Source organism: Thermus sp. 2.9 (assembly GCF_000794385.1).
Lineage (GTDB): Bacteria > Deinococcota > Deinococci > Deinococcales > Thermaceae > Thermus > Thermus thalpophilus.
Genome location: NZ_JTJB01000048.1, coordinates 1 through 21635, shown reverse-complemented (window position 1 = coordinate 21635; position 21635 = coordinate 1). Strand labels below are relative to the sequence as shown.

General features: G+C 66.9%; 22 protein-coding genes and 1 pseudogene. 15 read left to right on the top strand and 8 right to left on the bottom strand.

Features of this window, described 5'->3' with window-relative positions:
• The first annotated feature begins 27 nt into the window (after positions 1-27).
• On the top strand, positions 28-1842 hold the full coding sequence (locus QT17_RS11805; RefSeq protein WP_152607406.1) for an ABC transporter permease: 1815 nt from the start codon (positions 28-30) through the stop codon (positions 1840-1842).
• The gene (locus QT17_RS11800) at positions 1839-2762 is read left to right on the top strand and encodes an ABC transporter permease (RefSeq protein WP_039460243.1); all 924 of its coding nucleotides are present in this window, start codon (positions 1839-1841) and stop codon (positions 2760-2762) included. The genes QT17_RS11805 and QT17_RS11800 overlap by 4 nt, the downstream gene beginning before the upstream one ends.
• Here QT17_RS11800 and QT17_RS11795 read toward each other — a convergent pair.
• From QT17_RS11795 to QT17_RS11775, 5 genes and pseudogenes are all read right to left on the bottom strand, one after another.
• Positions 2750-3020 (bottom strand): annotated as a pseudogene (locus QT17_RS11795) (hypothetical protein). The gene QT17_RS11800 and the pseudogene QT17_RS11795 sit on opposite strands and share 13 nt — an antisense overlap.
• Complete coding sequence (locus tag QT17_RS11790; RefSeq protein ID WP_039460241.1) at positions 3017-3553, bottom strand: flavin reductase family protein; 537 nt, start codon at positions 3551-3553, stop codon at positions 3017-3019. The pseudogene QT17_RS11795 and the gene QT17_RS11790 overlap by 4 nt, the downstream one beginning before the upstream one ends.
• On the bottom strand, positions 3550-4317 hold the full coding sequence (locus QT17_RS11785) for a regulatory iron-sulfur-containing complex subunit RicT (RefSeq protein ID WP_039460240.1): 768 nt from the start codon (positions 4315-4317) through the stop codon (positions 3550-3552). The genes QT17_RS11790 and QT17_RS11785 overlap by 4 nt, the downstream gene beginning before the upstream one ends.
• Positions 4314-5123, bottom strand: coding sequence for a DNA polymerase III subunit delta' (locus tag QT17_RS11780; RefSeq protein ID WP_039460238.1), 810 nt, complete (start codon positions 5121-5123; stop codon positions 4314-4316). The genes QT17_RS11785 and QT17_RS11780 overlap by 4 nt, the downstream gene beginning before the upstream one ends.
• Complete coding sequence (locus QT17_RS11775; protein ID WP_039460236.1) at positions 5090-5812, bottom strand: metallophosphoesterase; 723 nt, start codon at positions 5810-5812, stop codon at positions 5090-5092. The genes QT17_RS11780 and QT17_RS11775 overlap by 34 nt, the downstream gene beginning before the upstream one ends.
• Before the next feature lie 23 nt (positions 5813-5835).
• On the opposite strand from QT17_RS11775, the gene QT17_RS11770 reads away from it, so the two are divergent.
• Positions 5836-6459: a hypothetical protein gene (locus QT17_RS11770; protein ID WP_039460235.1), complete on the top strand. Its 624-nt coding sequence runs from the start codon at positions 5836-5838 to the stop codon at positions 6457-6459.
• Between the two features lie 11 nt (positions 6460-6470).
• Entirely contained in the window at positions 6471-6671 is a 201-nt protein-coding gene (locus QT17_RS11765; protein WP_039460233.1) for a hypothetical protein, read from the top strand.
• Here the strand turns inward: QT17_RS11765 and QT17_RS11760 are convergent.
• Together QT17_RS11760 and QT17_RS11755 are read right to left on the bottom strand one after the other, a co-directional pair.
• Positions 6634-7086, bottom strand: coding sequence for a hypothetical protein (locus tag QT17_RS11760; protein ID WP_052155211.1), 453 nt, complete (start codon positions 7084-7086; stop codon positions 6634-6636). The two genes, QT17_RS11765 and QT17_RS11760, sit on opposite strands and share 38 nt — an antisense overlap.
• Before the next feature lie 23 nt (positions 7087-7109).
• Entirely contained in the window at positions 7110-8096 is a 987-nt protein-coding gene (locus QT17_RS11755; RefSeq protein WP_200883404.1) for a helix-turn-helix transcriptional regulator, read from the bottom strand.
• Between QT17_RS11755 and QT17_RS11750 the strand changes: the two genes are divergently transcribed.
• From QT17_RS11750 to QT17_RS11700, 11 genes are all read left to right on the top strand, one after another.
• Positions 8053-9276, top strand: a complete 1224-nt coding sequence (locus QT17_RS11750; protein WP_039460231.1) for an MFS transporter — start codon at positions 8053-8055, stop codon at positions 9274-9276. The genes QT17_RS11755 and QT17_RS11750 overlap by 44 nt on opposite strands.
• A 19-nt stretch (positions 9277-9295) precedes the next feature.
• Positions 9296-11275 carry a threonine--tRNA ligase gene (thrS, locus tag QT17_RS11745; RefSeq protein WP_039460229.1) on the top strand — a complete coding sequence of 660 codons (1980 nt, stop codon included), beginning with the start codon at positions 9296-9298 and terminating at the stop codon, positions 11273-11275.
• Entirely contained in the window at positions 11275-12051 is a 777-nt protein-coding gene (locus QT17_RS11740) for a PaaX family transcriptional regulator C-terminal domain-containing protein (RefSeq protein WP_039460227.1), read from the top strand. Before thrS ends, QT17_RS11740 begins: the two co-directional genes overlap by 1 nt.
• Positions 12052-12061: 10 nt before the next feature.
• A complete protein-coding gene (locus QT17_RS11735) occupies positions 12062-13249 on the top strand; it encodes an ABC transporter substrate-binding protein (RefSeq protein ID WP_039460225.1) in 1188 nt (395 codons plus the stop codon).
• A 3-nt stretch (positions 13250-13252) separates the two neighbouring features.
• Entirely contained in the window at positions 13253-14413 is a 1161-nt protein-coding gene (locus tag QT17_RS11730; protein WP_039460224.1) for an extracellular solute-binding protein, read from the top strand.
• Between the two features lie 23 nt (positions 14414-14436).
• Positions 14437-15636: an ABC transporter substrate-binding protein gene (locus tag QT17_RS11725; protein ID WP_039460222.1), complete on the top strand. Its 1200-nt coding sequence runs from the start codon at positions 14437-14439 to the stop codon at positions 15634-15636.
• Between the two features lie 10 nt (positions 15637-15646).
• The gene (locus QT17_RS11720) at positions 15647-16411 is read left to right on the top strand and encodes a sugar phosphate isomerase/epimerase (protein ID WP_039460221.1); all 765 of its coding nucleotides are present in this window, start codon (positions 15647-15649) and stop codon (positions 16409-16411) included.
• A gap of 86 nt (positions 16412-16497) precedes the next feature.
• On the top strand, positions 16498-17223 hold the full coding sequence (locus QT17_RS11715) for a c-type cytochrome (RefSeq protein ID WP_039460219.1): 726 nt from the start codon (positions 16498-16500) through the stop codon (positions 17221-17223).
• Between the two features lie 3 nt (positions 17224-17226).
• Positions 17227-17709 (top strand): cytochrome c, encoded by a 483-nt coding sequence (locus QT17_RS11710; RefSeq protein WP_039460217.1) that lies wholly within the window; start codon positions 17227-17229, stop codon positions 17707-17709.
• An 8-nt stretch (positions 17710-17717) separates the two neighbouring features.
• Positions 17718-18347, top strand: coding sequence for a ubiquinol-cytochrome c reductase iron-sulfur subunit (locus QT17_RS11705; protein WP_039460216.1), 630 nt, complete (start codon positions 17718-17720; stop codon positions 18345-18347).
• Positions 18348-18356: 9 nt separating this feature from the next.
• Positions 18357-19619: a cytochrome bc complex cytochrome b subunit gene (locus QT17_RS11700; protein WP_039460214.1), complete on the top strand. Its 1263-nt coding sequence runs from the start codon at positions 18357-18359 to the stop codon at positions 19617-19619.
• 60 nt (positions 19620-19679) lie between these two features.
• Here the strand turns inward: QT17_RS11700 and QT17_RS11695 are convergent, their stop codons facing one another.
• Complete coding sequence (locus QT17_RS11695; RefSeq protein ID WP_039460212.1) at positions 19680-21278, bottom strand: 30S ribosomal protein S1; 1599 nt, start codon at positions 21276-21278, stop codon at positions 19680-19682.
• Between the last annotated feature and the right edge of the window lie 357 nt (positions 21279-21635).

The following is a 21635-nucleotide window of genomic DNA, read 5'->3' as shown; positions in this document are numbered from 1 at the left end:
CCAGGCGGGTGGGGTACAATCGTGGGCGTGTTGACGGACCGGAAACGCCTCGGGGTCCTGGTCCTCCTCGGGGGAGGGCTCACCTTCCTCCTCTGGTACCTGGCCCCCTGGGCTGTACCCCACCGCCTCTTCGGCGGCGAAGGCGTCCTCCTGAACCCCTTCGGCCACCACCTGCCCCAAGGAAGCCTCCCGCAAGGCTACCGGGACGGCTGGCTCTACACCCTCTTCTACCTGGGCCTGGCCTGGCTCGGCCTGAGCCTTCTCCTTCCCTGGACCAAGGCCGGCCCCCGGGGGCTTTACCTGGCGGGGGCTTTGGGGCTTGGGCTTTTCCTCCTGGCCTACGCGCTTTTCCAAGGCAGCGTGGCCGAGGTGAACCGCTTGGCGGAAAGGCCCTTGCTCCGCCGCTACAGCATGGGCTTAGGGAGCTACACCACCTTGGCCTATAGCCTTTACCTTCTCCTCCTCGCCCGCACCTTTTCCCCGGGGGGGCTCGCCTTTTTGGTGCGGCGGCGGGGCGTGGTGGTGCCCCTTTTCTCCTTGCTCCTCGCCTCCCTCCTGGGCGGGGTCATGGTGGCGGTGCTCAAGGAAAGCCCCGGGGAAGCGGCTTCTTGGCGGGAAGCCCTCATGCTCAAGCTGGACCTCATCACCTACACCTACCAGCTCCTCTACAGCCCTCTGGTGAACCCCTCGGGCTTTTTGCAAAGCCTCCTCCTAGCCACCCCCCTCATCTTCACCGGCCTCGCCGTGGCCTTGGGCTTTAGGGGCGGCCTTTTCAACATCGGCGCCCCGGGGCAGCTCATCCTGGGAGCCATCGCCGCCATGCTGGTGGGGGTGTACCTGCCGGGGCCCCGCTGGCTCGTCCTGCCCCTGGCCATCCTGGCCGCCGCGGTGGCCGGGGGGCTTTGGGGGGCGCTGGCGGGCTGGCTCAAGGCCCGCTTCGGCGCCCACGAGGTCATCAACACCATCATGTTCAACTACATCGCCGCAAGCTTCTTCCTCTTCCTCATCTCCGCCAACGAGTACAAGTTCTTCGGCCAAACCCTCCACCTTCCCTTCAAGTATCCGGGCTATGAAGCGCGGAGCTACGAGGTGCGCCCCGAGGCCCGCCTGCCCCACTGGACGGAGCTGGTGGCGCCGGGCGGGGAGCTTTCCTTCGCCTTACCCTTGGCTCTCCTTCTTGGTCTTCTCGGCTACCTCCTGGTGCGGAAGGGCCTGGGGCACCGGGTGCTCGCCGCATTCCTCCTCGGGGTGGCGGGGTACATCCTCGGGGGGCTTCTCCCTGGGCCCCAGGTGGCCTTCGGCCCCGACCTCACCTCGGTGCGGCTCAACGGGGCCTTTCTCCTCGCCCTTTTGGCCCTCCTCTTCTTCCACTTCTACGTCTTCCGGACCGTGGGGGGGTATGAGCTTCGCGCCCTGGGCCTCGCCCCCAAGGCGGCGGAGTACGGGGGGGTGCTGGCGGGGAGGAAGGTGGTCCTCATCATGTTTTTGGCGGGGGCCTTGGCGGGGCTTGCCGCCACCCACTACGTGCTGGGCGGGGGGATTGACGAGTACCGCCTGAAGCAGTCCCTCCCCTACTCCGTGGGGTTTGACGGCATCGCCGTGGCCCTCATGGGCCAGAACACCCCCCTAGGGGTGGGGCTTGCCGCCTGGCTCTTCGGCATCCTCCTCACCGGGGGGCTACAGGTGAACCTGCAGCTCGGCATCAGCCGGGAGCTGGTCTCCGTCTTGCAGGCCCTCATCGTGCTCTTCATCGCCGCCGGGGGCTTTCTGCCCCGCTACTTCACCGATCCCTTGAGGGCGGCGGAGGTGGAGCTTAAGGAGGAGAAGGAGGTGCGGGCGTGAACCTGGACACCGCCTTCCTCACCGCTCTTTTCCTCTCCACCCTGCGCCAGACCACCCCCCTCCTCTTCACCGCCTTGGGGGGAATGTTTTCGGAAAGGAGTGGGGTGGTGAACATCGCCCTCGAGGGCATCATCCTCTTCGGGGCCCTCACGGCGGCGTTGGTGGTGGAGCGCTTTGAGGCCGCCTTGGGCCCGGGGCCCCACCCCTGGCTCCCTTGGCTCGGGGTCTTGGCCGCCATGGCCGTGGGGGGTCTGGTGGCCTGGGTGCACGGGGTGGTTTCCATCCGCTACCGGGCGGACCAGATCATCAGCGGCACCGCCATCAACCTCCTGGCGGCGGGGGCTCCAAGCCTGGTCCTCACCTACTTCTACGGCAACGCCACCAGCTCCAAGGAGGTGGCGAACCGCCTCCCCCTCCTGGGCCCCGAGGGCTTCGCCCTCTCCCCCTTGGTCTACCTGGCCTTCCTCCTGGTGCCCTTGGCCTGGTGGGTTCTCTTCAAAACCCCCTTTGGCCTCCGCCTGCGGGCCGTGGGGGAGCACCCCGAGGCCGCGGACACCTTGGGGGTGAACGTGTACCGCCTGCGCTACGTGGGGGTGGTGCTTTCCGGGGTCTTGGCGGGGCTCGCCGGGGCCTACTTGGCCATCGGCTTCCTCAACCAGTTCGTGCGGGGGATGTCGGCGGGGATGGGCTTCATCGCCCTGGCGGCCATGATCTTCGGCAAGTGGCACCCCGTGGGCATCCTCTTCTCCACCCTGCTCTTCGGCTTCGCCTCCGCCTTGGCCATCCAGCTTCAGGGGACGGAGATCCTCCCCGCCGTCTTGGTGCAGGCGTTCCCCTACGTGGTCACGGTGCTAGTGCTGGCGGGCTTCATCGGGCGTAGCCGCCCCCCGGCGGCGGTGGGCAAGCCTTACGAGAAGTAGGGCGTTACCCGCTTCTGAAGCCTTCCTAGGCGGTAGAAGAGAAAAAGGGCGCTCCCGTCGGGGAAGCGGAGCTCCACCCCCTTCCCCTGGTAGGGCGAAGTCCGAAAGCCCCTCCGCCCCCTCCCCTTGGGCGAAGCGGGCGAAGCCGTCCGCCCGCAGGTAGAGGAAGCCCCTTTCCAGGAAGACCTGGGCCTCCGTGGCCTGGCGGTTTAGGGCCAGGCGGCGCACCCTCCGGGCGAAGGCCTGGGCCTGGGTCAAGGGGTAAAGACCTCCTCCCCCGCGCGGCCGTAAAGCCCCTTGCCGTAGTAGAGGAGGGCGAGGCCGGGCTTGGGCCGCTTCCTCTCGTCCAAGAGGCTTTCCTCCTCCCACACCGCCACCACCTTCCCCACGAAGAGGTCGTGGTCGCCGAAAGTGCGCACCTCCAAGAGTTCCAGCTCGTAGGCGGCGTAGGCCCCCTCCAGGATGGGCACCCCCGTGTGGCCCAGGAAGTGGGGCACCTCGCCCTTATCCACCTCCCGTCCGGACACGCTTCCGAGCCGCTGGATCAGGGCTGCCTGGGTGTAGGGGTGGAAGCTACAGGAAAAGCGCCCCGCTCGGAGGATGAGGCCGTGGGTGAAGCGCTTGGGGCTTAGGGAGACGCCAAAGAGGGGCGGGTCGGCGGAGAGGCCCATGTTCCAAACGGCGGGGCAGAAGTTCACCCTCTCCCCAAACCGCACCCCCACCACCGCGGGCACGCCGGGGTAGTAGTGGTAGAAGGCGGGGAGGGGACCTTGGGGCAGGTGGCTTTTCACGCCAGCTCCTCCTTGGAAACCTCCAGGCTCTTCCCCTCCTCCAGCAGGAGCTCCACCGTGCCCTTTAGGGGGTTCACCTTCTGCACCTTGCCGCAGACCCCCGCCTTGGTGCAGGCCCGGGCGTTCTTTTTGGGAAGCTCGGCCAGGAGCTCCTGGTACACGGGGTGCTCGTAGGCCAAGCAGCAGAGGAGCCGCCCGCAGGGCCCCGAGATCTTTTCCGGGTTAAGGGGAAGCTGCTGGTCCCGGGCGAGCTTGATGGAAACCTGGGCGAAGCCCTGTAGCCAGGTGGAGCAGCACGACTCCATGCCGCAAGCCCCCAAGGCGCCCAGGTACTGGGCCTCCTCCCGGGGGCCTTCCGCCACGAACTCCACCCGGGCGTCGTAGCGCCCGGCCAGTTCCCGGGTGAAGCGGCGGAGGTTCACCCGCTCCGCCGCGGCGTAGTGGACCAAAAGGTGGCGGCCGTCCAGGGTGAAGTCGCACCCTAAAACCTTGGCCGCCACGCCCTCCTCCCTAAGCCGCGCCCGCAGGTAAAAGGCGGCCTCCTCGGCCTTGGCCCGCAGGCGTGCCGCCTTGTCCAGGTCCTCCTTGGTGGCGAGGCGCACCACCTCGCCCTCCTCCCGGGCCTTCCGCGGGGGGGTACGCACCTTGCCCACCTCGAGGCCCCTATTGGTGCGCACCACCACGTAGGCCTCCAGGGGCGGGGGCTCCCCCCGGAAGGCGCAGTAGCGGAGAAGGGGGGTGCGGAAGCGGACGCCCACGGTCATGCTTCTAAGTCTAAGGCCAAGCGGGCCAGGACCAGCTCAGGGTTCACATACCCTTCCAGGGCCTCGCGGGCGGACTCCAGGGCCAAAAGGGCCCTGGGCCTTTCCCTCAGGAGGGCGTGGAGGGCGAAAAACCCCTCCTCCTCCGTCAAGAGCTCCCGCAAGCGGGCAAGCCGGGCCAAGGGCGGCGCCTGAAGGGCCTCGCGGGCCAGCTCCATCCGGGCCCGGTGGGCCTCCGGGTCGGCCAGGGCGCGGAAAAGCCGCCCCGGGGCCCCCGCGGCGTAGGCCAGGAGCTCGGGGTCTTGGGTGAGGGAAAGGAGCTTCTCCTCGGGCACGGGGCCGAAGGGGACCTCCAGGGCCCGGCTCGCCAGGGTGGGGAGGAGGGTGTCCCGGCTCGGGGCGATGAGGACGATGCGCCCGTAGGAGGGAGGCTCCTCCAAAAGCTTCAGGAGGGCGTTGGCCGCCGCCTCGGTGAGGAGGTGGGCGGCGTCCAGGATGGCCACCTTCACCCGTTCCCGGGGATGGGTGGCGAACCAGTCAAAAAGGGGCTCCACCTCCTCCAGCCGCACCTCCTTCTCCCCCCTTAGGCCCCGCTCCTTGGGCCCGACCTCCAGGAGGTCGGGGTGCTCCGCCAAGGGGGGCGGGGGGAAGCCCCGGTTGAGGCCCAGGGCGTACCAGCGGGCCACGGTGCGCCGCCCCACCCCCTCAGGCCCGGAAAAGAGCAGGGTGTGGGCGGCGAGGCGGGGCAAGAGGGCCAGCACCGCCTCGTGTCCGATTATTCCCCCAGGGTGAGGCGTGTGTAGAGCCATTCGGGAAACCCCTCCTCCCTAAGGCGCCGGGCCACCCGCTCCAGGGGGTAGGCCACCCGGAAGAACTCCACCCGGTCCCCCTCCCATAGGGCGAAGGCCGCCCCCGGCACCCGGTCGCGGGGCTGGCCCACGGAGCCGGGGTTGACCAGGGCCCGCACCGTGGGGGGAAGGAGGAGCTCCCCCCCTTGGGCGAAGCTCTGGTGGCGCACCCAGGGCCTGGGGCCCGTAAGCTCCAGAAAGGCCCCCGCCAGGTGGGTGTGGCCGTGGAAGGCGAGGCGGGCCTCGGTGCAACGGAAGCCCTCCCGGGCAAGCTCCAGCTCGTCCAGGTACTCCAGGGGGTCGCAGGGGCTTCCGTGGACCAAAAGCGCCCCCTCCACCTCCCTCTGCCAGGGCCAGGAGGAGAGGAAGGCGAGGTGGGCGGGGGAGAGGCGGGCCCGCTGCCAGGCCAGGATCTCCATCACCGCCCCCTCCAAGGGAAGGCGGTCCAGGGCGAGGAGCCAGGCGTCGTGGTTGCCCAAAACGCAAAGGGCCCCCGCCTCCTTAAGCCAGTCCAGCACCCGGTCCCCATCGGGATAGTAGCCCACCGCGTCCCCCAGGAAAAGGACCCGGTCAAAGGGGGGAGCCGCCTCCAGCACGGCTTCCAGGGCGGGCCAGTTCCCGTGGATGTCCGAGAGGACCAGGTAGCGCACGGGGCTTAGGATACCATGAGAACATGGCTTCCGCGCTCTTGGAACGGCTTTCCCTGGACCTCGAGGCCTTCTCGGAGAAGGTGCGGGCCGGCCTGGACGAGTTCGGCACCCTCTACGCCTACCTGGAAGGCGGCCGGGGCGGGGGCACCACCCTCCTCCACGCCCCTTACGAGGAGGCCCTTCCCGTGCTCTGGGCCCTGAACGGCCTCGCCTTCCGGGGCCGCATCCTTTTGGCCCTGGACCCCTCCCCCCTTTCCCCCACCCAGGAGGGCTTGCCCCTCACCGGGCCCACCCGCGCCCCCCTGGAGCACCTCCTCAAGCGCTTCGCCCCGGACCGCCTCCTTTTGCTCTTCCCCGGGGAGGGCCTGGGACTGGCCTTCCCGGGGGGCAAGGAAACCGCCTCGGGCTGGAGGCCTTTGGGAGCGGAGGAGGCGGCCCTTGTCCTCCACGTGGAGGCCCCCACGGGCTTCACCTACCGGGAGGTGCGAAGCTACGAGCCCTGGGAAAGCCCCCCCTTGCCCCTGGACCTGCCCCAGGCCCCGGGCCCCTACTGGGGGGAGGTGGGCCGCAAGCAGGGGATTCCCACCTACGGGGTGGGCCTGGTAAACTTGAGGCCGAGCCTGGAGGCGCTCTTTCGCCTCTGGTAAGGGAGGGAAGTATGGTTTATATCGCCCTTTTCGCCCTGGGAGCCGCCTTGGTGACCCTGCTTTTCTACCTGATCCTAAACCCCCGGGTCCTCACCACGGAGGGGGAGACCTTTGACCTGCGCTTCATCTTCTTCATGCTCATCCTCATCGTCCTCTCCGCCGCCACCGTGGCCCTCATGCTCCTTCTGGGCCGGATGTACCATCTGGTCTAGCCGCCTGGACCACCGCCTCCGGGGACGCCTCGCCCCGGAGGTATTTTAGATCTTTTTCCAGATAGCTTTCCGTGGCCTCGAGGACCGGCAGGAACTCCAGGGGGAACTCCCGCTTTAAGTGGGCCACGCAGCGAAGAAGCCCCTCCACCAAAACCCGCTCCTGCTCCCGGCGCCGCTTGCCCCCTCGGAGGGCGCTATAGGCGAGGTGTTCCAGCCGCCGCACCACGCAGACTCGAGGCTCGCCCCCCACCCCCTGGCAGGGAAGCCCCTCCGCCCCCCCGCAGGCGGCGTAGGCTTCGCTGTAGCGGGGCGCAAGTTCCGGGTGCCCTAAAAGGGCTGGCCCCAAGGGCCCCGCGTGGACCGCGGCCAGCCGCAGGTAAAGGGCATGGCGGGCACGGCGGACCTCCACCTCCATGCCCTCAGGATAGGCCCCCCACCCTAGGACAAATGACCCCCTCCTTCCAGGCGAAAAGGGCTCCGCAGGCCCGCCAGGGCGATGGCCCGGGCCTCCTCCGGGGCGTAGGAAAGGGCCAAGACCCCCCGGTAGGCCCTTAGGGCCCGCTCCCGCTCCCCCGCCAGGTCCAATAATTGCCCAAAGCGGGCGAGGACGTAGCCGGGAAGGTAGCCGGGGTGCTGAAAGTCCGTGCGGAAAACCTCCTCCATGAGGCTTAGGGCCTGCCGCCACTCCCCCGCCGCCAGGTAGATCTGGGCCGCCAGGTAAAGGGCCTCGGGGCTTCCGATGGCGAAAAGCCCCTCCAGAAGCGCCCCCCAGTCGTCCTCCTCCTTAAGCTGCCAGGCCCGGTCCAAAAGGGCCCGCTCCCGCTCCTTCTCCGTGGGGGTGTGGGCCTGGGGCAGGGCGTGGGGGAAGGCCTCCGCCAAAAGGGCGTAGTCCAAAAGCTCCGCCACCACCGCCCCTTCCTTCCCCGCAAGGGCCGCCTTCACCCCTTCCATGCGCTGGCGGCGGAAGCCCGTGGCTGGGCCTTCCCCAAAGGCCTCGGCGAAGCCACGGTAGACCTCCCGCAAGCGGGAAAGAAAGGCCTCCGAGCCCAAAACCTCAGGGGAAAGGGGGGTCTTTAAGAGGTCCAGCAGGGCCTCGTCAAAGGCCCGCATCCGCTCCAGGTAAGGCGACCCCAAGGGGTGCTGGGCCAGGGCCTGGCGGAAAGCCTCCGCCTCCCCCTTGAGGTGGGCCTCGGCGTCCAGGGCCGCCACGGGGATGCCCCTCTCCTCCGCCCAGGGCAGGAGGTGGAAGAGAAGGGGGTCCTCCTCCCGCCAAGCGCCCTCTTGCAAGGCCGCTTCCGAGTGGGAGGCGAGGTAAATCGCCTTGGGGCGCGCCTCTTCCAGCATGGCCAAAACCGTGGCCGCGTTGTAGCGTGGGTGCAGGATGTGGAAGGGCCCAAGGGAAGGGAGAAGAAGCATCCTCCCCATCTTAGACCTGAAGGAGCGGAACTACCGCCTGGCGGTGGTGAACGGCTGGCTGGTGTGGCTCGGGGACACCTTTTTGAACGCCAACATCGTCCTCTCCGGCTTCGCCGCCAAGCTGGGGGCTCCGGGCGCCCTCATCGGCCTCCTCCCGGCCCTCCTCCAGGCGGGGGGCATGGTGCCCCAGGCCTTCTTGGCCCCCTATGTGGCCCGCTTTCCCCAAAAGATCGTCCTCTACCGCAAGGTGGCCGCCTTGAGGCTCCTTGGCGTGGTCCTCATGGCCCTTTCCGCCTTCCTCCTTGGGCCTTGGCCGGGCCTTCTCTTGGGGGGCTTTCTCCTGGGTCTCCTTTTGAACGCCCTCTTCACCGGGGTTTCCAGTTTGCCCTTCTGGGAGGTGGTGGCCAAGACCATTCCGCCGGAGCGCCGGGCCGCCCTCTTCTCCGCCCGCAACCTGGTGGGGGGGCTCTTGGCCTTCTTGGCGGGGTTTGGGGTGCGGGAGATCCTGGCTTTGCCCCTTCCCTTCCCCCTGCCCTACGCCCTTCTTTTTAGCCTGGGGGCCCTTTCCTTCGGCTTGGGCTGGCACCTTTTCGGCCGGGTGGAGGAGCCCGAAGAACCCCCCAGGACCGCCCGGCTGGACTTCCGGCGCCCCCTCCTCCACCCCGGCTTCCGCCGCTACCTTCGGGTGCGGGTGGTCCTGGGCCTCGCGGGGATGGCCGATCCCTTCTACGCCGTCTACGCCGTGCGGGCCTTGGGGCAGGGGGAGGAGCTTGGCCTTTACCTCTCCCTTTACGCCCTTTCCTTCACCCTTTCCAACCTCCTTTGGGCGCGGCTGGCGGAAAGGGGCTCCAAGGGGGTCCTGAGGGCCGGGGCGGCCTTGGGCTTCCTGGCGCCCCTTCTCGCCCTCTTCCTCGCCCCGGGCCTTTTTGGCCTGGTCTTCCTCCTGCAAGGGGCCTACCTGGCGGCCCTGGGCCTCGCCACCACCACCTACCTGCTGAACCTGGCCCCGCCCGAGGAGCGGAGCGCCTTCATCGGGCTCGGCAACACGGTGGCCGGGGTCTTCGCCTTCTCCACGGTGCTCGGGGGATGGGTGGCGGACCGGGCTGGCTTTCCCGCCCTCTTCCTCCTGGCGGCGGGCCTTTACGCCTCGGCCTTTCTCCTGGGGGAAAGGCTCCCCGAGGAGGGGTAGGCCGGGTATAGTGGGGTGCATGACGGTCTATTTGCCGGACGGGAAGGCCCTCGAGGTCCCGGAAGGGGCCACCGCCTATGACGTGGCCAAGGCCGTGGGCCCGGGCCTGGCCAAGGCGGCGGTGGGGGCCATCGTGGACGGGGAAGTCTACGACCTCTTCAAGCCCCTGCCCCCAGGGGCCAAGGTGCGCATCCTCACCGAGAAGGACCCCGAGTACCAGCTCCTCTTCCGCCACACCCTGGCCCACGTCCTGGCCCAGGCGGTGAAGGAACACTTCCAGGCAAAGGGGTACAACCCAGAAAGCGTCCGGCTCGGGGTGGGCCCGGTGATTGAGAAGGGCTTTTACTACGATATAGACGCCCCCGAGCCCCTATCGGACGAGGACCTGCCGGCCATAGAGGAAAGGATGCGGGCCATTCTGCAAAAGGACCTCCCCTTGCGCCGCTACGTCCTCTCCCGGGAGGAGGCCCTGGCCCGCTACCAGGGCAAGGACCCCTACAAGGCCGAGCTCATCCAGGAAATCCCCGAGGGGGAGGAGATTAGCTTTTACCAGCAGGGGGATGACGCCTATGGCTTCACCGACCTCTGCCGCGGGCCCCACGTCCCCTCCACGGGCCGCATCCCCCCCCACTTCAAGCTCACCCACGTGGCCGGGGCCTACTGGCGGGGGGACGAGCGGCGCCCCATGTTGCAGCGGGTCTACGGGGTGGCCTTCCGCACCGCCGAGGAGCTCAAGGAGTACCTCTGGCAACTGGAAGAGGCCCAAAAGCGGGACCACCGCCGGCTGGGGCGGGAGCTGGAGCTCTTCCTCATTGACCCCATGGTGGGCAAGGGCCTGGTGCTTTGGCTGCCCAAGGGGAACGTGATCCGGGAGGAGCTCATGGCCTTCATGCGGGAGGAGCAGATCCGGCGGGGCTACCAGCTGGTCACCACCCCCCACATCGGCAGCCTGGAGCTTTACAAGACCTCGGGCCACTACCCCTACTACGCGGAAAGCCAGTTTCCCCCCATCAGCTTCAAGGAGCGGGGGGAGGAGGAGGAATACCTCCTCAAGCCCATGAACTGCCCCCACCACATCCGCATCTACGCCTACAAGAAGCGCTCCTACCGCGAGCTTCCCTTGAGGATCGCCGAGTTCGGCACCGTCTACCGCTACGAGAAGGCGGGGGAGCTTTTGGGCCTCACGAGGGTGCGGGGCTTCACCCAGGACGACGCCCACCTCTTCTGCACCCCCGAGCAGGTGAAGGCGGAGTTTTTGGGGGTCTTGGACCTGGTCTTAAAGGTCTTCGCCACCTTGGGGCTTAGGGACTACCGGGCCAGGATCGGGGTCCGGGAGCCGGGAAGCGAAAAGTACGTGGGGGACGAGGCCAAGTGGGCCTTGGCGGAAAGGCAGATTGAGGAGGCGGCCCAGGAAGCGGGCCTTAATTACACCGTGGAGCCGGGGGACGCCGCCTTCTACGGCCCCAAGCTGGACTTCGTGGTCAAGGACGCCTTGGGCCGGGAGTGGCAACTGGGCACCATCCAGGTGGACTACAACCTGCCCGAGCGCTTCGGCCTCGCCTACGTGGGGCCGGACGGGGAGGAGCACCGCCCCGTCATGATCCACCGCGCCCCCTTCGGCTCCTTGGAGCGCTTCATCGGCATCCTCATTGAGCACTTCGCCGGGGACTTCCCCTTGTGGCTTTCCCCGGTGCAGGCGGTGGTCATCCCGGTTTCGGAAAAACAGGAGGACTACGCCAAGGAGGTGGCCTTTAAGCTGAAGGAGGCGGGCCTCCGGGCCGAGGCCGACCTGAGGAGCGAGCGCATGCAGGCCAGGATCCGCGACGCCGAGGTGCAGAAGGTGCCCTACATCCTGGTGGTGGGGGATAAGGAGAAGGCGGAGGGAACGGTGAGCGTCAGGCGGCGCCACCGGGGGAACCTGGGAAGCGTGCCCCTGGCCACCTTCCTGGAAAAGGCGCTTCTGGAATACCGGGAAAAGCGCTTGGAACCCTCCTTCTGATGCGGGCGCGCTCCACCATCTTCACCCTTTTTGTGGAGTATGTCTACCCGGAACGCCGGGCCCGGGTCAAGGACCTCATCGCCATGATGGAGGCCTTAGGCTTTTCCGAGGCGGCGGTGCGGGCCGCCCTTTCCCGGAGCGCCAGGCGGGGCTGGGTGCGGCCGGAGCGGGCGGGGCGCACGGCGTACTACGCCCTTTCCGAGCGGGTGTACTGGCAGGTGCGCCAGGTGCGCCGCCGCCTTTACGAGCCCAGGCCGACGTGGGATGGGCGCTTCCTCCTGGTCTTGCCGGAGGGTCCAAAGGACCGGGGGGAAAGGGAGCGCTTCCGGCGGGAGATGGCCCTTTTGGGCTACGGGAGCCTGCAATCGGGGGTGTACTTGGGGGCGGGGGTGGACCTCGAGGCCACCCGGGAACTCCTGGCCTTCTACCAGCTTCCCGCCACCCTCTTCCAAGGGGAGCATCTGGGGCCCAAGGAGGAGATCCAACGCATCTTCCCCCTGGAGAGGGCCCAGGCCCACTACCAGGCCCTCTTCCCCCTGGAGGTCCCCGAGGGGCCGGAGGAGGCCTTCCATTCCCTCACCCGCCTGGTGCACGAGATGCGCAAGGTGCTCTTCCTGGACCCCCTCTTGCCCCCCGAGCTCCTTCCCAAGAGCTTCTTCGGGCCCCAGGCCCGCCATGAGTTCCTGGAGGCCCGCAAGGCCCTTTACGGGAAAGCCCTTCCTTTCCTTCAGGGCCTAGAACTTCCCCTCACCGCCCTCTCACCTCGAGGCGGGTAAGCTTGGGGGCATGAGGCGCTCCTTTGCCGCCCTCACCCTTTTGGCCTGGGCCTCGGCCCAGGTGAGCATCCCTTTCTGGCACACCGCCGGCCCCCCGGGAAACCGGGTCCTGGAGGAGGCCATCCAAAGCTTCAACGCAAGCCAAAAAGCCTACCGCCTCGAGGCCCGCTATGTGGGGGACTACCGGGAAGCGGGGGTGAAGCTCCTCGCCGCCTTGCGCGCCGGGGGGGCCCCGGTCCTCTTCCACGGGGAACTTTCCTTTCTGCCCCGGCTCGCCCAAGAGGGGGTGGCCCTTCCCCTGGACGCTTACCTAAAGGACCTTCCCCGGGACCTTTACCCCGAGATGCTCCGGACAGGGCAGGTGAAGGGAAGGACCTTTGGGCTTCCCCTGGGGCTTTCCGTTCCCGCCCTCTACTACAACAAGGATGCCTTCCGCGCCCGGGGGCTAAAGCCCCCCAGGTCCTGGCCGGAGGTGGAGGAGGCCGCCGCCCGGCTCACAGGCCGCACCGCCAAGGGGATGGTGGTCTCCACGGACATCTGGAGCTTTAACGCCATCGTCATGAGCCTGGGGGGGAGCCTGGTCAAAAACGGGCTTCCCGCCTTCACCTCCAAGGAGGTGGTGGAGGCCTTGGAGATGCTTTACCGCATGGTGCAGAAGGGGCACGCCCAGGCCCGCAACCTGGCGGAGGCCCAGTTCGCCGTGGCCGACTTCCTGCGCACCAAGGCCTTCATGGGGCTTGGGCCCACCACCGCCTTGCCCGTGGTGGAGGCCCAGACCTCCCTCCCCTTCGCCGTGGGCCTAGCCCCCTTGCCCCGGCGGGAAGGGGGGGTGGTGCCCCTTTCCGGGGCGGCCCTGGTGGTCCTCAAAGGGGCAAGCCCCGAGCAGGTTCAGGGGGCGGTGGCCTTCTGGCTCCACTTCCTGGAGCCCAAGCGCCAGGCGGCGTGGGTGCGCACCACCTGGTACCTGCCCTTGCGCAAGGAAGCGGAAAGGGAACTCGCGGATTTCCTCAAGGACCCCGAGCGCCAGGCGGTCTTCGCCCAGGCGGAACTGGGGCGGCCTTGGAGCCAGGACCCCGAGCTCGTGGTCTGGTACGGCTACCTGGAAGAGGCCCTGGAACGGAGCCTGAAGCAAGGGGTGAAGCCCCAGCTGGCCCTGGAGGAGGCTCAGCGGAAGGCCCTCGCGGTAGAAAGGAAATAGACCATGGGCAGAGCGCTTTTCCTCCTTTTGCTGTTGGCCGCATGGGCAAGGGCGCAGATCCCTTTACCCCTTTGGCACACCTTGGGGGAAGGGGGGATCCTGGAAGGTGAAGCCCAGGCGTTCAACCAGGCCCAGTCCCGCTACCGCATAGAACCCCGCTTTGTAGGAGACTATCGGGAAATGGGGGTTCTCCTAGCCGCCGCTCTCCGCAACGGCACTGCTCCTCCCCTAGCCCAGGTGGAGCTTGGGTTTTTGCCGGTCTTGGTGCGGGAAGGACTAGTCCAAACCCTCCCCAAACCCCAGGTTCCGGACCTAGACCCAGACCTGTTGCGCTTGGGAGAAGTGAAGGGGCACCTCTATGGATACCCCTTGGGCATCTCCATTAGCGTGCTTTTTTACAACACAGACGCCCTCCGAGCCCGGCGACTAAATCCCCCAAAGGACTTTGCCCAGCTCAAATCCGTGGCCCAAGGGCTCTCTAGCCGCTCGGCCAGGGGGCTGCTTTTCTCTGCTGACGTTTATAGCTTCGCCACCCTGGTCCTGGCCCACGGCGGTACCCTAAGCCAGGGAGATGCTCCTGCCCTAGACGGAGAAAGCGCCCTAAGGACATTGGGTTTTCTCCAAGAACTAAACCGGGAAGGGGCTTTGCAGGTCCGTTCCGCCACCGAGCTTATTAGCGCTGGGGCTGATTTCCTTCGGACCAAGGCTTTCTTGGCCATGGGCCCCTCCTCCCTTCTGCCGGCGGTAAAAAGCCGCACCCAACTTCCCTTCACCATCGGCATTGCTCCCATGCCCCTCGAGCCCGCGGGAAAAGTGGCGGCCTCAGGATCCGTGCTCGTGGCCTTACGCCACGCCTCCGCCGAGGAAAAGCGGGGCCTCGAGGCCTTCTACCGCCACATGGCGGAGATCAACCGCCAGCTGGCCCTGGCCCGGGGCATTTACTACCTTCCTCTAAACCTCAAAGCCCAGGAAGCCTGGGCAAAGGAAGACGTGGGCCGCCTTCTCCTGGGCCAAAAGGCACGCCTCACCCCTTGGCACCAAAACAGCCCCCTACTGCTTTGGGCACCCCCCCTGGAAGAAGCCCTAGAACGCGCTTTAAAGGGGCAGGTGCCCGCCAAAAAGGCCCTGGAAGAGGCCCAAGCCCGGGCCCTGAAAATCCCCTGACCCCCTGGGAGTAACATAGGGCCATGCGGTCTACCCTCCTCCTATTCCTCCTCGCTATAAGCCTTGCCCAAGCCCAGGTAGAGATCCCCTTCTGGCACTCCATGGACGGCCCCGCCGGCAGGCTCCTCGCCGCCTTCGCCCAGGAGTTCAACACTCGCCAATCCCAGTACCGGGCGAGCCCCCAGTACGCCGGGGACTATAAGGACGCCGAAACCAAGCTGGTGGCCGCCCTGCGCACGGGGGGCCAGCCCGTCCTCTTCCAGGCGGAGATCTCCTTCTTCCCCCGCCTGGTGGGGGAAGGGCGGGCCTTGGCCCTGGACGGGTACCTGAACCTGGACCGGGCCTTCGTGGAAGACCTCTTTGAGCCCGCCTGGAACTACGGGGTCGTGGAAGGCAAGCGCTACGGCCTTCCCTTAAATACCTCCACCCCCGTCCTCTTCTACAACCTGGACGCCTTCCGGGCCAAGGGGCTCAGGGCCCCCCAGGACTGGAAGGAGTTTGAAGCGGCGGCCAAGGCCCTAACCTCCCGCCAGGCCAAGGGCTTCATCTTCGTCACCGACCCCCAGGCCTGGCTCTTTGAGGCCATGGTGACGAGCCGCGGTGGGAGCTTGGTCAAGGATGGGCAGCCCAACTTCCTCTCCCCCGAGGCCCTGGATGCCCTGGAGATGCTTTGGCACCTAAACCGGGCCGGGGCCCTCTCCGTACGCAGCATGGCCGAGGCCACCTTCGCCCAGCTGGACTTCGTGCGCACCAAGGGGATGATGGTCATGGCCTCCATCGCCAACTGGCCCGCGGCGGAGAACTTCTCCTTCGCCTTCACCCTAGGGGTGGCCCCCGTGCCCCGGGAGCCCCAGGGCAAGGTGCCCATGGGCGGGGCCCAGCTGGTGGTCCTCAAGGGGGCTTCCGAGGCCCAGGTGCGGGGCGCTTTGGAGTTTTGGCGCTACCTGATGGAGCCCAAGAACGTGGCCCGTTGGGTGGAGGCCAGCTACTACGTCCCCGTGCGCAAGTCCGCCTTGCCCCTCCTCGAGGGCTTCTACCGGGAAAACCCCTTCCGCAAGGTGGCCTTTGAGCAGATCGCCCACGCGCAAGAAAGGCCCCGCTTGCCCCAGTTTTCCGCCTGGGCAAGCCTCTTGGCGGAGGCCCTGGAGAAGAGCTTAAAAGGCGGGGTTCCGCCGCAAAAGGCCTTGGAAGAAGCCCAGCGGAAGGCGGAGGCCATCCGATAAAATGGAACGAATGCGCCTAGGCTTTAGCCCCTTTAACGCCGAGATGGGCTACGAGGAGGCCTTCCGCCTGGCGGCGGAAGAGGGGTTGGACCTCGAGGTGGCCTACGACCTCCACGAGGTCCTCCCCCTCCCCGACCCCCGTAGCCTTAGGGCCACAGGGGAGGCCCTGGGGGTGGGCTTCACCCTCCACCTTCCCTTTGTGGAGATGAACCCGGCAAGCCTTATCCCAAACGTCCGAAAGCTCTCCGAGGAACGCCTCAAGCGGGCCCTGGAGTTCGGCGAGGGCTTAGGGGCCAAGGTGGGGGTCCTTCACACCGGACAGGTGCCCGTGCGTCACCCCATGGCCCTGGACCTGGCCCGGGAGGCCCTGGAAAAAACCCTCACCGCCCTCCTTCCCCTCCCCTTCCCCGTGGCCCTGGAAAACCTAGCCCTCTCGGAAGAGGACCTCATACGGGGCCCCGAGGAGCTCAAGGCCCTTCTGGAACGCTTTCCCCAGTACGGCTTCTGCCTGGACGTGGGCCACGCCCTGGTGGAGCTCGGGCCCACGGGGCCTTTTCGCTACCTCGAGGCCTTAGGCGGCAAACTCACCCACCTCCACCTCCACGACAACCACGGCCGCAAGGACGACCACCTGCCCGTGGGGGCGGGCGGCGTGCCGTGGGAAAGGCTCGCCCCTTCCCTAAGGGGCTTTACCGGCACCGCGGCCCTGGAGGTGGGCGGGGGGAAAACAGGCGTCCGCCAAAGCGCAAAGCGCCTTCGGGACCTCCTTTCCTAGGGCTCTACGGGACATCTGTCCTTGCCCCAGTACCCTTATAGTGGTGGGGTGGGGGTTTGCACCCCGCTTCACAAAAGGGAGGCAGAATGGTCGTAGACCGGATTGAGGTGTACCTAGACGGCGCCCAAGAGCCCCTGGCTGTCCTTAAGGAGCCCCCCTACCGGCTGGAGCTAGACACCCGCCAAATCCCCGATGGCGAGCACACCCTGCGCCTCGTCACCCACTTCCGGGGCGGAGGACAAGAGGTAAAGGAAATCCCCTTCACCGTGAACAACTACCCCGACGTCCTGCTCCTGGGCTTGGACGAAGGGGGCGAGGTGGCGGGCAAGGTGGAGCTCCGCCTGGCGGTGGGCGAACCTGAACTCCCCGTGGAACCCGTGCGCTTCAACCCCATCTGGTACGCCGTGGCCTCCGTGGTGGTCCTGGGGGGCATCTGGGCCTACTTTGCCCTTTCCCCGGCGGCGGAAAAGATCGTGGCCGAGGTGGCGCCCCCGGCCCAAGAGGCCCAGGCCCACGGGCAAGGGGCCGCCCCCGCGGCCAACGTGGACCAAACCCTCATGGAGAAGGGCAAGGCCATCTACGAAGCCTACTGCACCGCTTGTCACCAGGCCAACGGCCAGGGCATGCCCCCCGCCTTCCCCGCCCTGGCGGGCAACCCCAACCTCCAGGACGCCCAGATGATCCTCAACGTCGTCAAGAACGGCCGCGGGGCCATGCCCGCTGTGGGGGCCAACTTCAGCGAGGAGGAACTCGTCGCCGTGGCCACCTACATCCGGAATAGCTTCGGCAACAACTTTGGTCCGGTGGAGTGAGCCATGTACCGGAACGATCCTATTCTGCCCACCTTCGCCCTGATCCTGGCAGCGGGCCTTTTCTACGCCGCCTACCTGGACGGCCAGCACATCGCCCGCCTCCTGGGCCACGTCCCCGAGGAACTTTCCGTGGGCCAGATCGGGCTCATGGCCTTCGGGGCGGTCCTGCTTCTCTACGGGCTCATGGGCTTGGTTTCCTACTGGCTTGAGGGTATGGAGCTCCGCCCGGGCCGCCACTTCCCCACCCCCTCCACCGCCCCCGTGGCCGCGGGCGTCATCCTGGTCCTCCTCCTTACCGCCCTTTCCGGCTTTTTCGTGCGGCTTCTCGTCTACGCCGCCCAGACCGGGCACAACCCCACCTGGCTCCAAGGCCTCATCTTCGGCAGCATCAGCCTGGTGGTGGCGGCCCTTTTCGGCATCTACAAGAAGTTCTTCGGCCGGGACGAGGTCATCACCGAGGAGGAGAAGAGCGAGTTTCCCTGGTGAGGTAAGGCATGGACGAACGCGAGATTCGTTTGCGCACATCCCGTAGGCGGCTTTTCCTCAAGACCGCCATCGGCACGGGCATCGGCCTCTCCTTGGTCTCCGCCTTCTACGTGGGGGCAAGCCTCAGGCCCCGGGAGGAGGTGACCCCGGAGAAGGAGCCTTTGAAGCCCGGGGACATCTTGGTCTACGCCCAAGGCGGCGGGGAGCCCAAGCCCATCCGCCCGGAAGAGCTGAAGCCCGGTGATCCCTTCCTCCTCGCCTACCCCATGGACCCCAAGACCAAGGTGGTGAAAAGCGGCGAGGCCAAGAACACCGTCTTGGTGGTGCGCTACGCTCCGAAGGAGCTTGCCCCGGAGGTGGCGCAGCACGGGGTGGAAGGCATTGTGGCCTACTCCGCGGTGTGCACCCACCTCGGGTGCATCATCAGCCAGTGGGCGGCGGACAAGAAAGCTGCCCTGTGCCCCTGCCATGGGGGTACCTACGACCTCAAGGCCGGGGCCAAGGTCATCGCCGGCCCCCCGCCCCGTCCCGTGCCCCAGCTTCCCCTCAAGGTGGAAAACGGGGTCTTGGTGGCGGCGGGGGAGTTTTTGGGCGAGGTGGGCGTGAAGGCCGAGGCGGGCTTCTGCCGCCACGTTTAGGAGGGGAGCATGTACAAGTGGCTGGATGAACGCCTAGACCTCACGGGGCTTTACCACAAGGTTTTGCGCAAGGCTTTCCCGGTGCACCACTCCTTCTTCCTGGGGGAGATCACCCTCTTCGCCTTCGTGGTCCTGGTGCTCACCGGGGTCTTCCTCACCCTGAACTTTGAACCCTCCATCCGCGAGGTGAAGCTTCCCGACGGGCGCACGGTGCCCGCCGCCTACGCCAGCGTCCTTTACATTGACAGCCTCCCCTTCGGCGCCGTGATCCGCAGCCTTCACCACTGGTCAGCCCACGTGATGATCGCCGCCGCCTTCTTGCACATGCTCCGCATCCTCCTCACGGGGGCCTACAAGAAGCCCCGGGAGCTTAACTACCTGGTGGGGCTCGCCCTTTTGGGGCTTGCGGTGGTCACCGCCTTCACCGGCTACGCCCTTCCTTACGATAACTACGCCGTGACCGCCACCCGCATCGGCTACGGCATCGCCAACTCCATCCCCTGGATTGGGGGTGCCTTGGCCCAGGTCATGTTCGGCGGGGAGTTCCCGGGCTCCACCCACTCCATTCCTCGGCTCTTTAGCCTCCACGTCCTCTGGCTTCCCCTCCTCCTCATGGCCCTCATCGGGGGCCACCTCGCCATCATGGTCAAGCAAAAGCACACCCAGCCCCGCTACGCCGAGAAGGTGGCCCCGGGGAAGATCCTGGGCGTGCCCATGTACCCGCAGCAGATGGTCATGATGATTATCCTCTTTGCCCTTTACGTGGGCATCATGACCATCATCGCTGGCGCCTTCCTGGCCCATCCCATTGAGGCCTTCGGTCCCCCCACCCCCAACACGCCCGCGGTGAAGCCCGACTGGTACTTCCTCTGGATCTACGGCATCCTGCAGATCATCCCCTCCAGCTGGGAGTTCCACCTTTTTGGGGCCACCATCGGGCCCGAGTTCATCGGGGGAGCGGTGGTGCCGGGCCTTTTGGCCCTCATCGGCCTCCTCCTACCCTTCGTGGATACCCGCAAGGACAAGATGCGCTACCTGGAGCTTCCCTCGGAGCACCCGGTGCGCACCAGCGCGATCCTCTCCCTCTTGGTTTTCTTCCTCATGAGCACCTTGGCGGGCTACAAGATTGACTTCCAACAGCAAGGCTCCTTGCTGGGGAATAACGCCGTGCTTTGGACCCTTGTCCTTGGGGGCCCCTTGCTCACCTTCTTCCTTTCCTACACCCTGATGCGCATCTTCTACGGGAAGGCAAGGGAGGAGAAAGCCTTCTAAATCATAAGCCCCCCGCCTAGAGCGGGGGGCTTTTCAGGGCCCCTTAACCGGGGCCCTTGGTTATTTCTCCTCCTCCAGGCCCAGGCTCGCCAGGAGGTCCCCGTAGAGGTCGCCCAGCTTCACGCTGGTGCTGGCGGTGGGCACGGCGGAGGCGTCGTAAAGGTTGTACTCCGCCACCGCCCCGTACTCGTACTCCCTCCGCTCCTCCCGGCGGCCGCCAGAGGGCTTGCGCTTGCCCCGAGCCTCCTTGCCCTTGGCTCGGCGGGGGCGCTCCTCCTCCGCCTTGGGGGGCGGGGGAGGCAGAAGCCGCTTGCGGGAGAGGGAGATGCGCTGCTCCACGGGGTCAATGTTGAGGACCACCACCTCCATCTCGTCCCCCTTCTTAAAGAGGACGGCGGGGTTTTCCACCCGGGTGTGGTCCAGCTCGGAGATGTGGACCAGGCCCTCCATGCCGGGCTCCAGCTCCACGAAAACGCCGAAGTCCGTGACCCCCGTGACCTTGCCCTTCACCACGGTGCCCGGGGGGTACTTCTCCACCAGGAGCTGCCAGGGGTCGGGCTGGGTCTGCTTGAGGCCCAAGGAGAGGCGGCGTTCCTGCGGGTCCAGGCGGAGGACCACCGCCTCCACCTCCTCGCCCTCCTGCACCACCTCGGAGGGGTGCTTGGGCCGCTTGGTCCAGGAGAGCTCGGAGATGTGGATCAGGCCCTCGAGGCCCGGCTCCACCTCCACGAAGGCGCCAAAGGGGGTGAGCCCCACCACCTTGCCCCGCACCCGGGTGCCCACGGGGTACTTCTCCGCCACCGTGGTCCAGGGGTCGGGGATGAGGGCCTTGATGGAGAGGTTAACCCGCTCCTTGGCAGGGTCCACGGACACCACCTGGGCCCGCACCTTCTGCCCCTTGTGCAGGACCTCCCGGGGGTGGCCGAACCGGCCCCAGGTGATCTCCGAGCGGTGGACGAGGCCGTCCACAGGACCCAGGTTGACGAAGGCCCCGAAGTCGGTGACCTCCACCACGGTGCCCTCCACCACCTGGCCGGGCTCGAGGCTCTGGAAGAAGGCCTCCTTGGCCTTCTTCTGCTCCTCCTCCAGCACCGCCCGACGGGAAAGGAGAACCCGCCCCTTCTTGCGGTTCAGCTCAATGATTTTGGCTAGGATCTGCTGGCCCACGTAGGCGTCCAGGTTGGGGATGCGCCTGAGGTCCAGCTGCGAGGCGGGGATAAAGGCCTGGACGCCGTCCAGCTCGGCGACCACGCCCCCCTTGACCTTCTCCTTGACCGTGACGGTCACCGGCTCGCCCTTCTCGTAAAGCTCCTGGATGCGGTCCCAGTGCTCCCGGGCCTCCACCTTCCTGCGGGAAAGGAGGATCTGGCCCGTTTCTGGATCCACCTTGAGCACCTGCACCCGCACCAGGTCTCCCGGCTTGAGGAGGTTCTTAAGCTCCTCTTCCGAGAGGGGCTTTTCCGTGAGCTGGTTGAAGGGGATGATGCCTTCCGTCTTAGCGCCGATATCCACCGCCACGCCTTCGGAACCCACCAAGACCACTTTGCCCGTCAAGATCTGACCGGGGCGCACGCGCTTCTCCAAGCGGGCCTCGGTCTCCTGCAGGGCCTCTTCCATGCTGAAGGTCTTTTCTGGGGTCTGGGTCGCCTTTTCTTCCATGCCGCCTCTATCCTCCTTACGCGCCTTCCCAAGGAAGGCGGGCGCCTTTGGCGCTCGCCCACACGAAAAGAGGGGGGAGAACCCTCACTCCCCGCTTCCGTGTGAACCGGCCCCGAAGGGCATACCCTTCCTTTATACCACGCCTCCAGGTCTCTGCCAAGAGGTTGTGCAGGACTTTACCCACATCTCCGTTTCGTGGTAAATCTCCAGGACTTTACCCACATCTCCGTTTCGTGGTAAATCTCCCCTTGCGGGCGCAGCCCGTATCTGGTACCGGGGGTGATCCATGGACATGCTCAAGGTGGCCGAGGCCAGGCTCCAGGAGTTCACGGGCCGTTTTGCGAGCGTTTTCCCCCG

Excerpts from the sequence above, each read along its gene's own strand:
- QT17_RS11785 (WP_039460240.1), bottom strand. The coding sequence starts at position 4,317 with ATGACCGTGGGCGTCCGCTTCCGCACCCCCCTTCTCCGCTACTGCGCC.
- QT17_RS11780 (WP_039460238.1), bottom strand. The coding sequence starts at position 5,123 with ATGGCTCTACACACGCCTCACCCTGGGGGAATAATCGGACACGAGGCG.
- QT17_RS11770 (WP_039460235.1), top strand. The coding sequence starts at position 5,836 with ATGGCTTCCGCGCTCTTGGAACGGCTTTCCCTGGACCTCGAGGCCTTC.
- QT17_RS11765 (WP_039460233.1), top strand. The coding sequence starts at position 6,471 with ATGGTTTATATCGCCCTTTTCGCCCTGGGAGCCGCCTTGGTGACCCTG.
- QT17_RS11760 (WP_052155211.1), bottom strand. The coding sequence starts at position 7,086 with ATGGAGGTGGAGGTCCGCCGTGCCCGCCATGCCCTTTACCTGCGGCTG.
- QT17_RS11750 (WP_039460231.1), top strand. The coding sequence starts at position 8,053 with ATGTGGAAGGGCCCAAGGGAAGGGAGAAGAAGCATCCTCCCCATCTTA.
- QT17_RS11755 (WP_200883404.1), bottom strand. The coding sequence starts at position 8,096 with ATGGGGAGGATGCTTCTTCTCCCTTCCCTTGGGCCCTTCCACATCCTG.
- thrS (WP_039460229.1), top strand. The coding sequence starts at position 9,296 with ATGACGGTCTATTTGCCGGACGGGAAGGCCCTCGAGGTCCCGGAAGGG.
- QT17_RS11740 (WP_039460227.1), top strand. The coding sequence starts at position 11,275 with ATGCGGGCGCGCTCCACCATCTTCACCCTTTTTGTGGAGTATGTCTAC.
- QT17_RS11735 (WP_039460225.1), top strand. The coding sequence starts at position 12,062 with ATGAGGCGCTCCTTTGCCGCCCTCACCCTTTTGGCCTGGGCCTCGGCC.
- QT17_RS11730 (WP_039460224.1), top strand. The coding sequence starts at position 13,253 with ATGGGCAGAGCGCTTTTCCTCCTTTTGCTGTTGGCCGCATGGGCAAGG.
- QT17_RS11725 (WP_039460222.1), top strand. The coding sequence starts at position 14,437 with ATGCGGTCTACCCTCCTCCTATTCCTCCTCGCTATAAGCCTTGCCCAA.
- QT17_RS11720 (WP_039460221.1), top strand. The coding sequence starts at position 15,647 with ATGCGCCTAGGCTTTAGCCCCTTTAACGCCGAGATGGGCTACGAGGAG.
- QT17_RS11715 (WP_039460219.1), top strand. The coding sequence starts at position 16,498 with ATGGTCGTAGACCGGATTGAGGTGTACCTAGACGGCGCCCAAGAGCCC.
- QT17_RS11710 (WP_039460217.1), top strand. The coding sequence starts at position 17,227 with ATGTACCGGAACGATCCTATTCTGCCCACCTTCGCCCTGATCCTGGCA.
- QT17_RS11705 (WP_039460216.1), top strand. The coding sequence starts at position 17,718 with ATGGACGAACGCGAGATTCGTTTGCGCACATCCCGTAGGCGGCTTTTC.
- QT17_RS11700 (WP_039460214.1), top strand. The coding sequence starts at position 18,357 with ATGTACAAGTGGCTGGATGAACGCCTAGACCTCACGGGGCTTTACCAC.
- QT17_RS11695 (WP_039460212.1), bottom strand. The coding sequence starts at position 21,278 with ATGGAAGAAAAGGCGACCCAGACCCCAGAAAAGACCTTCAGCATGGAA.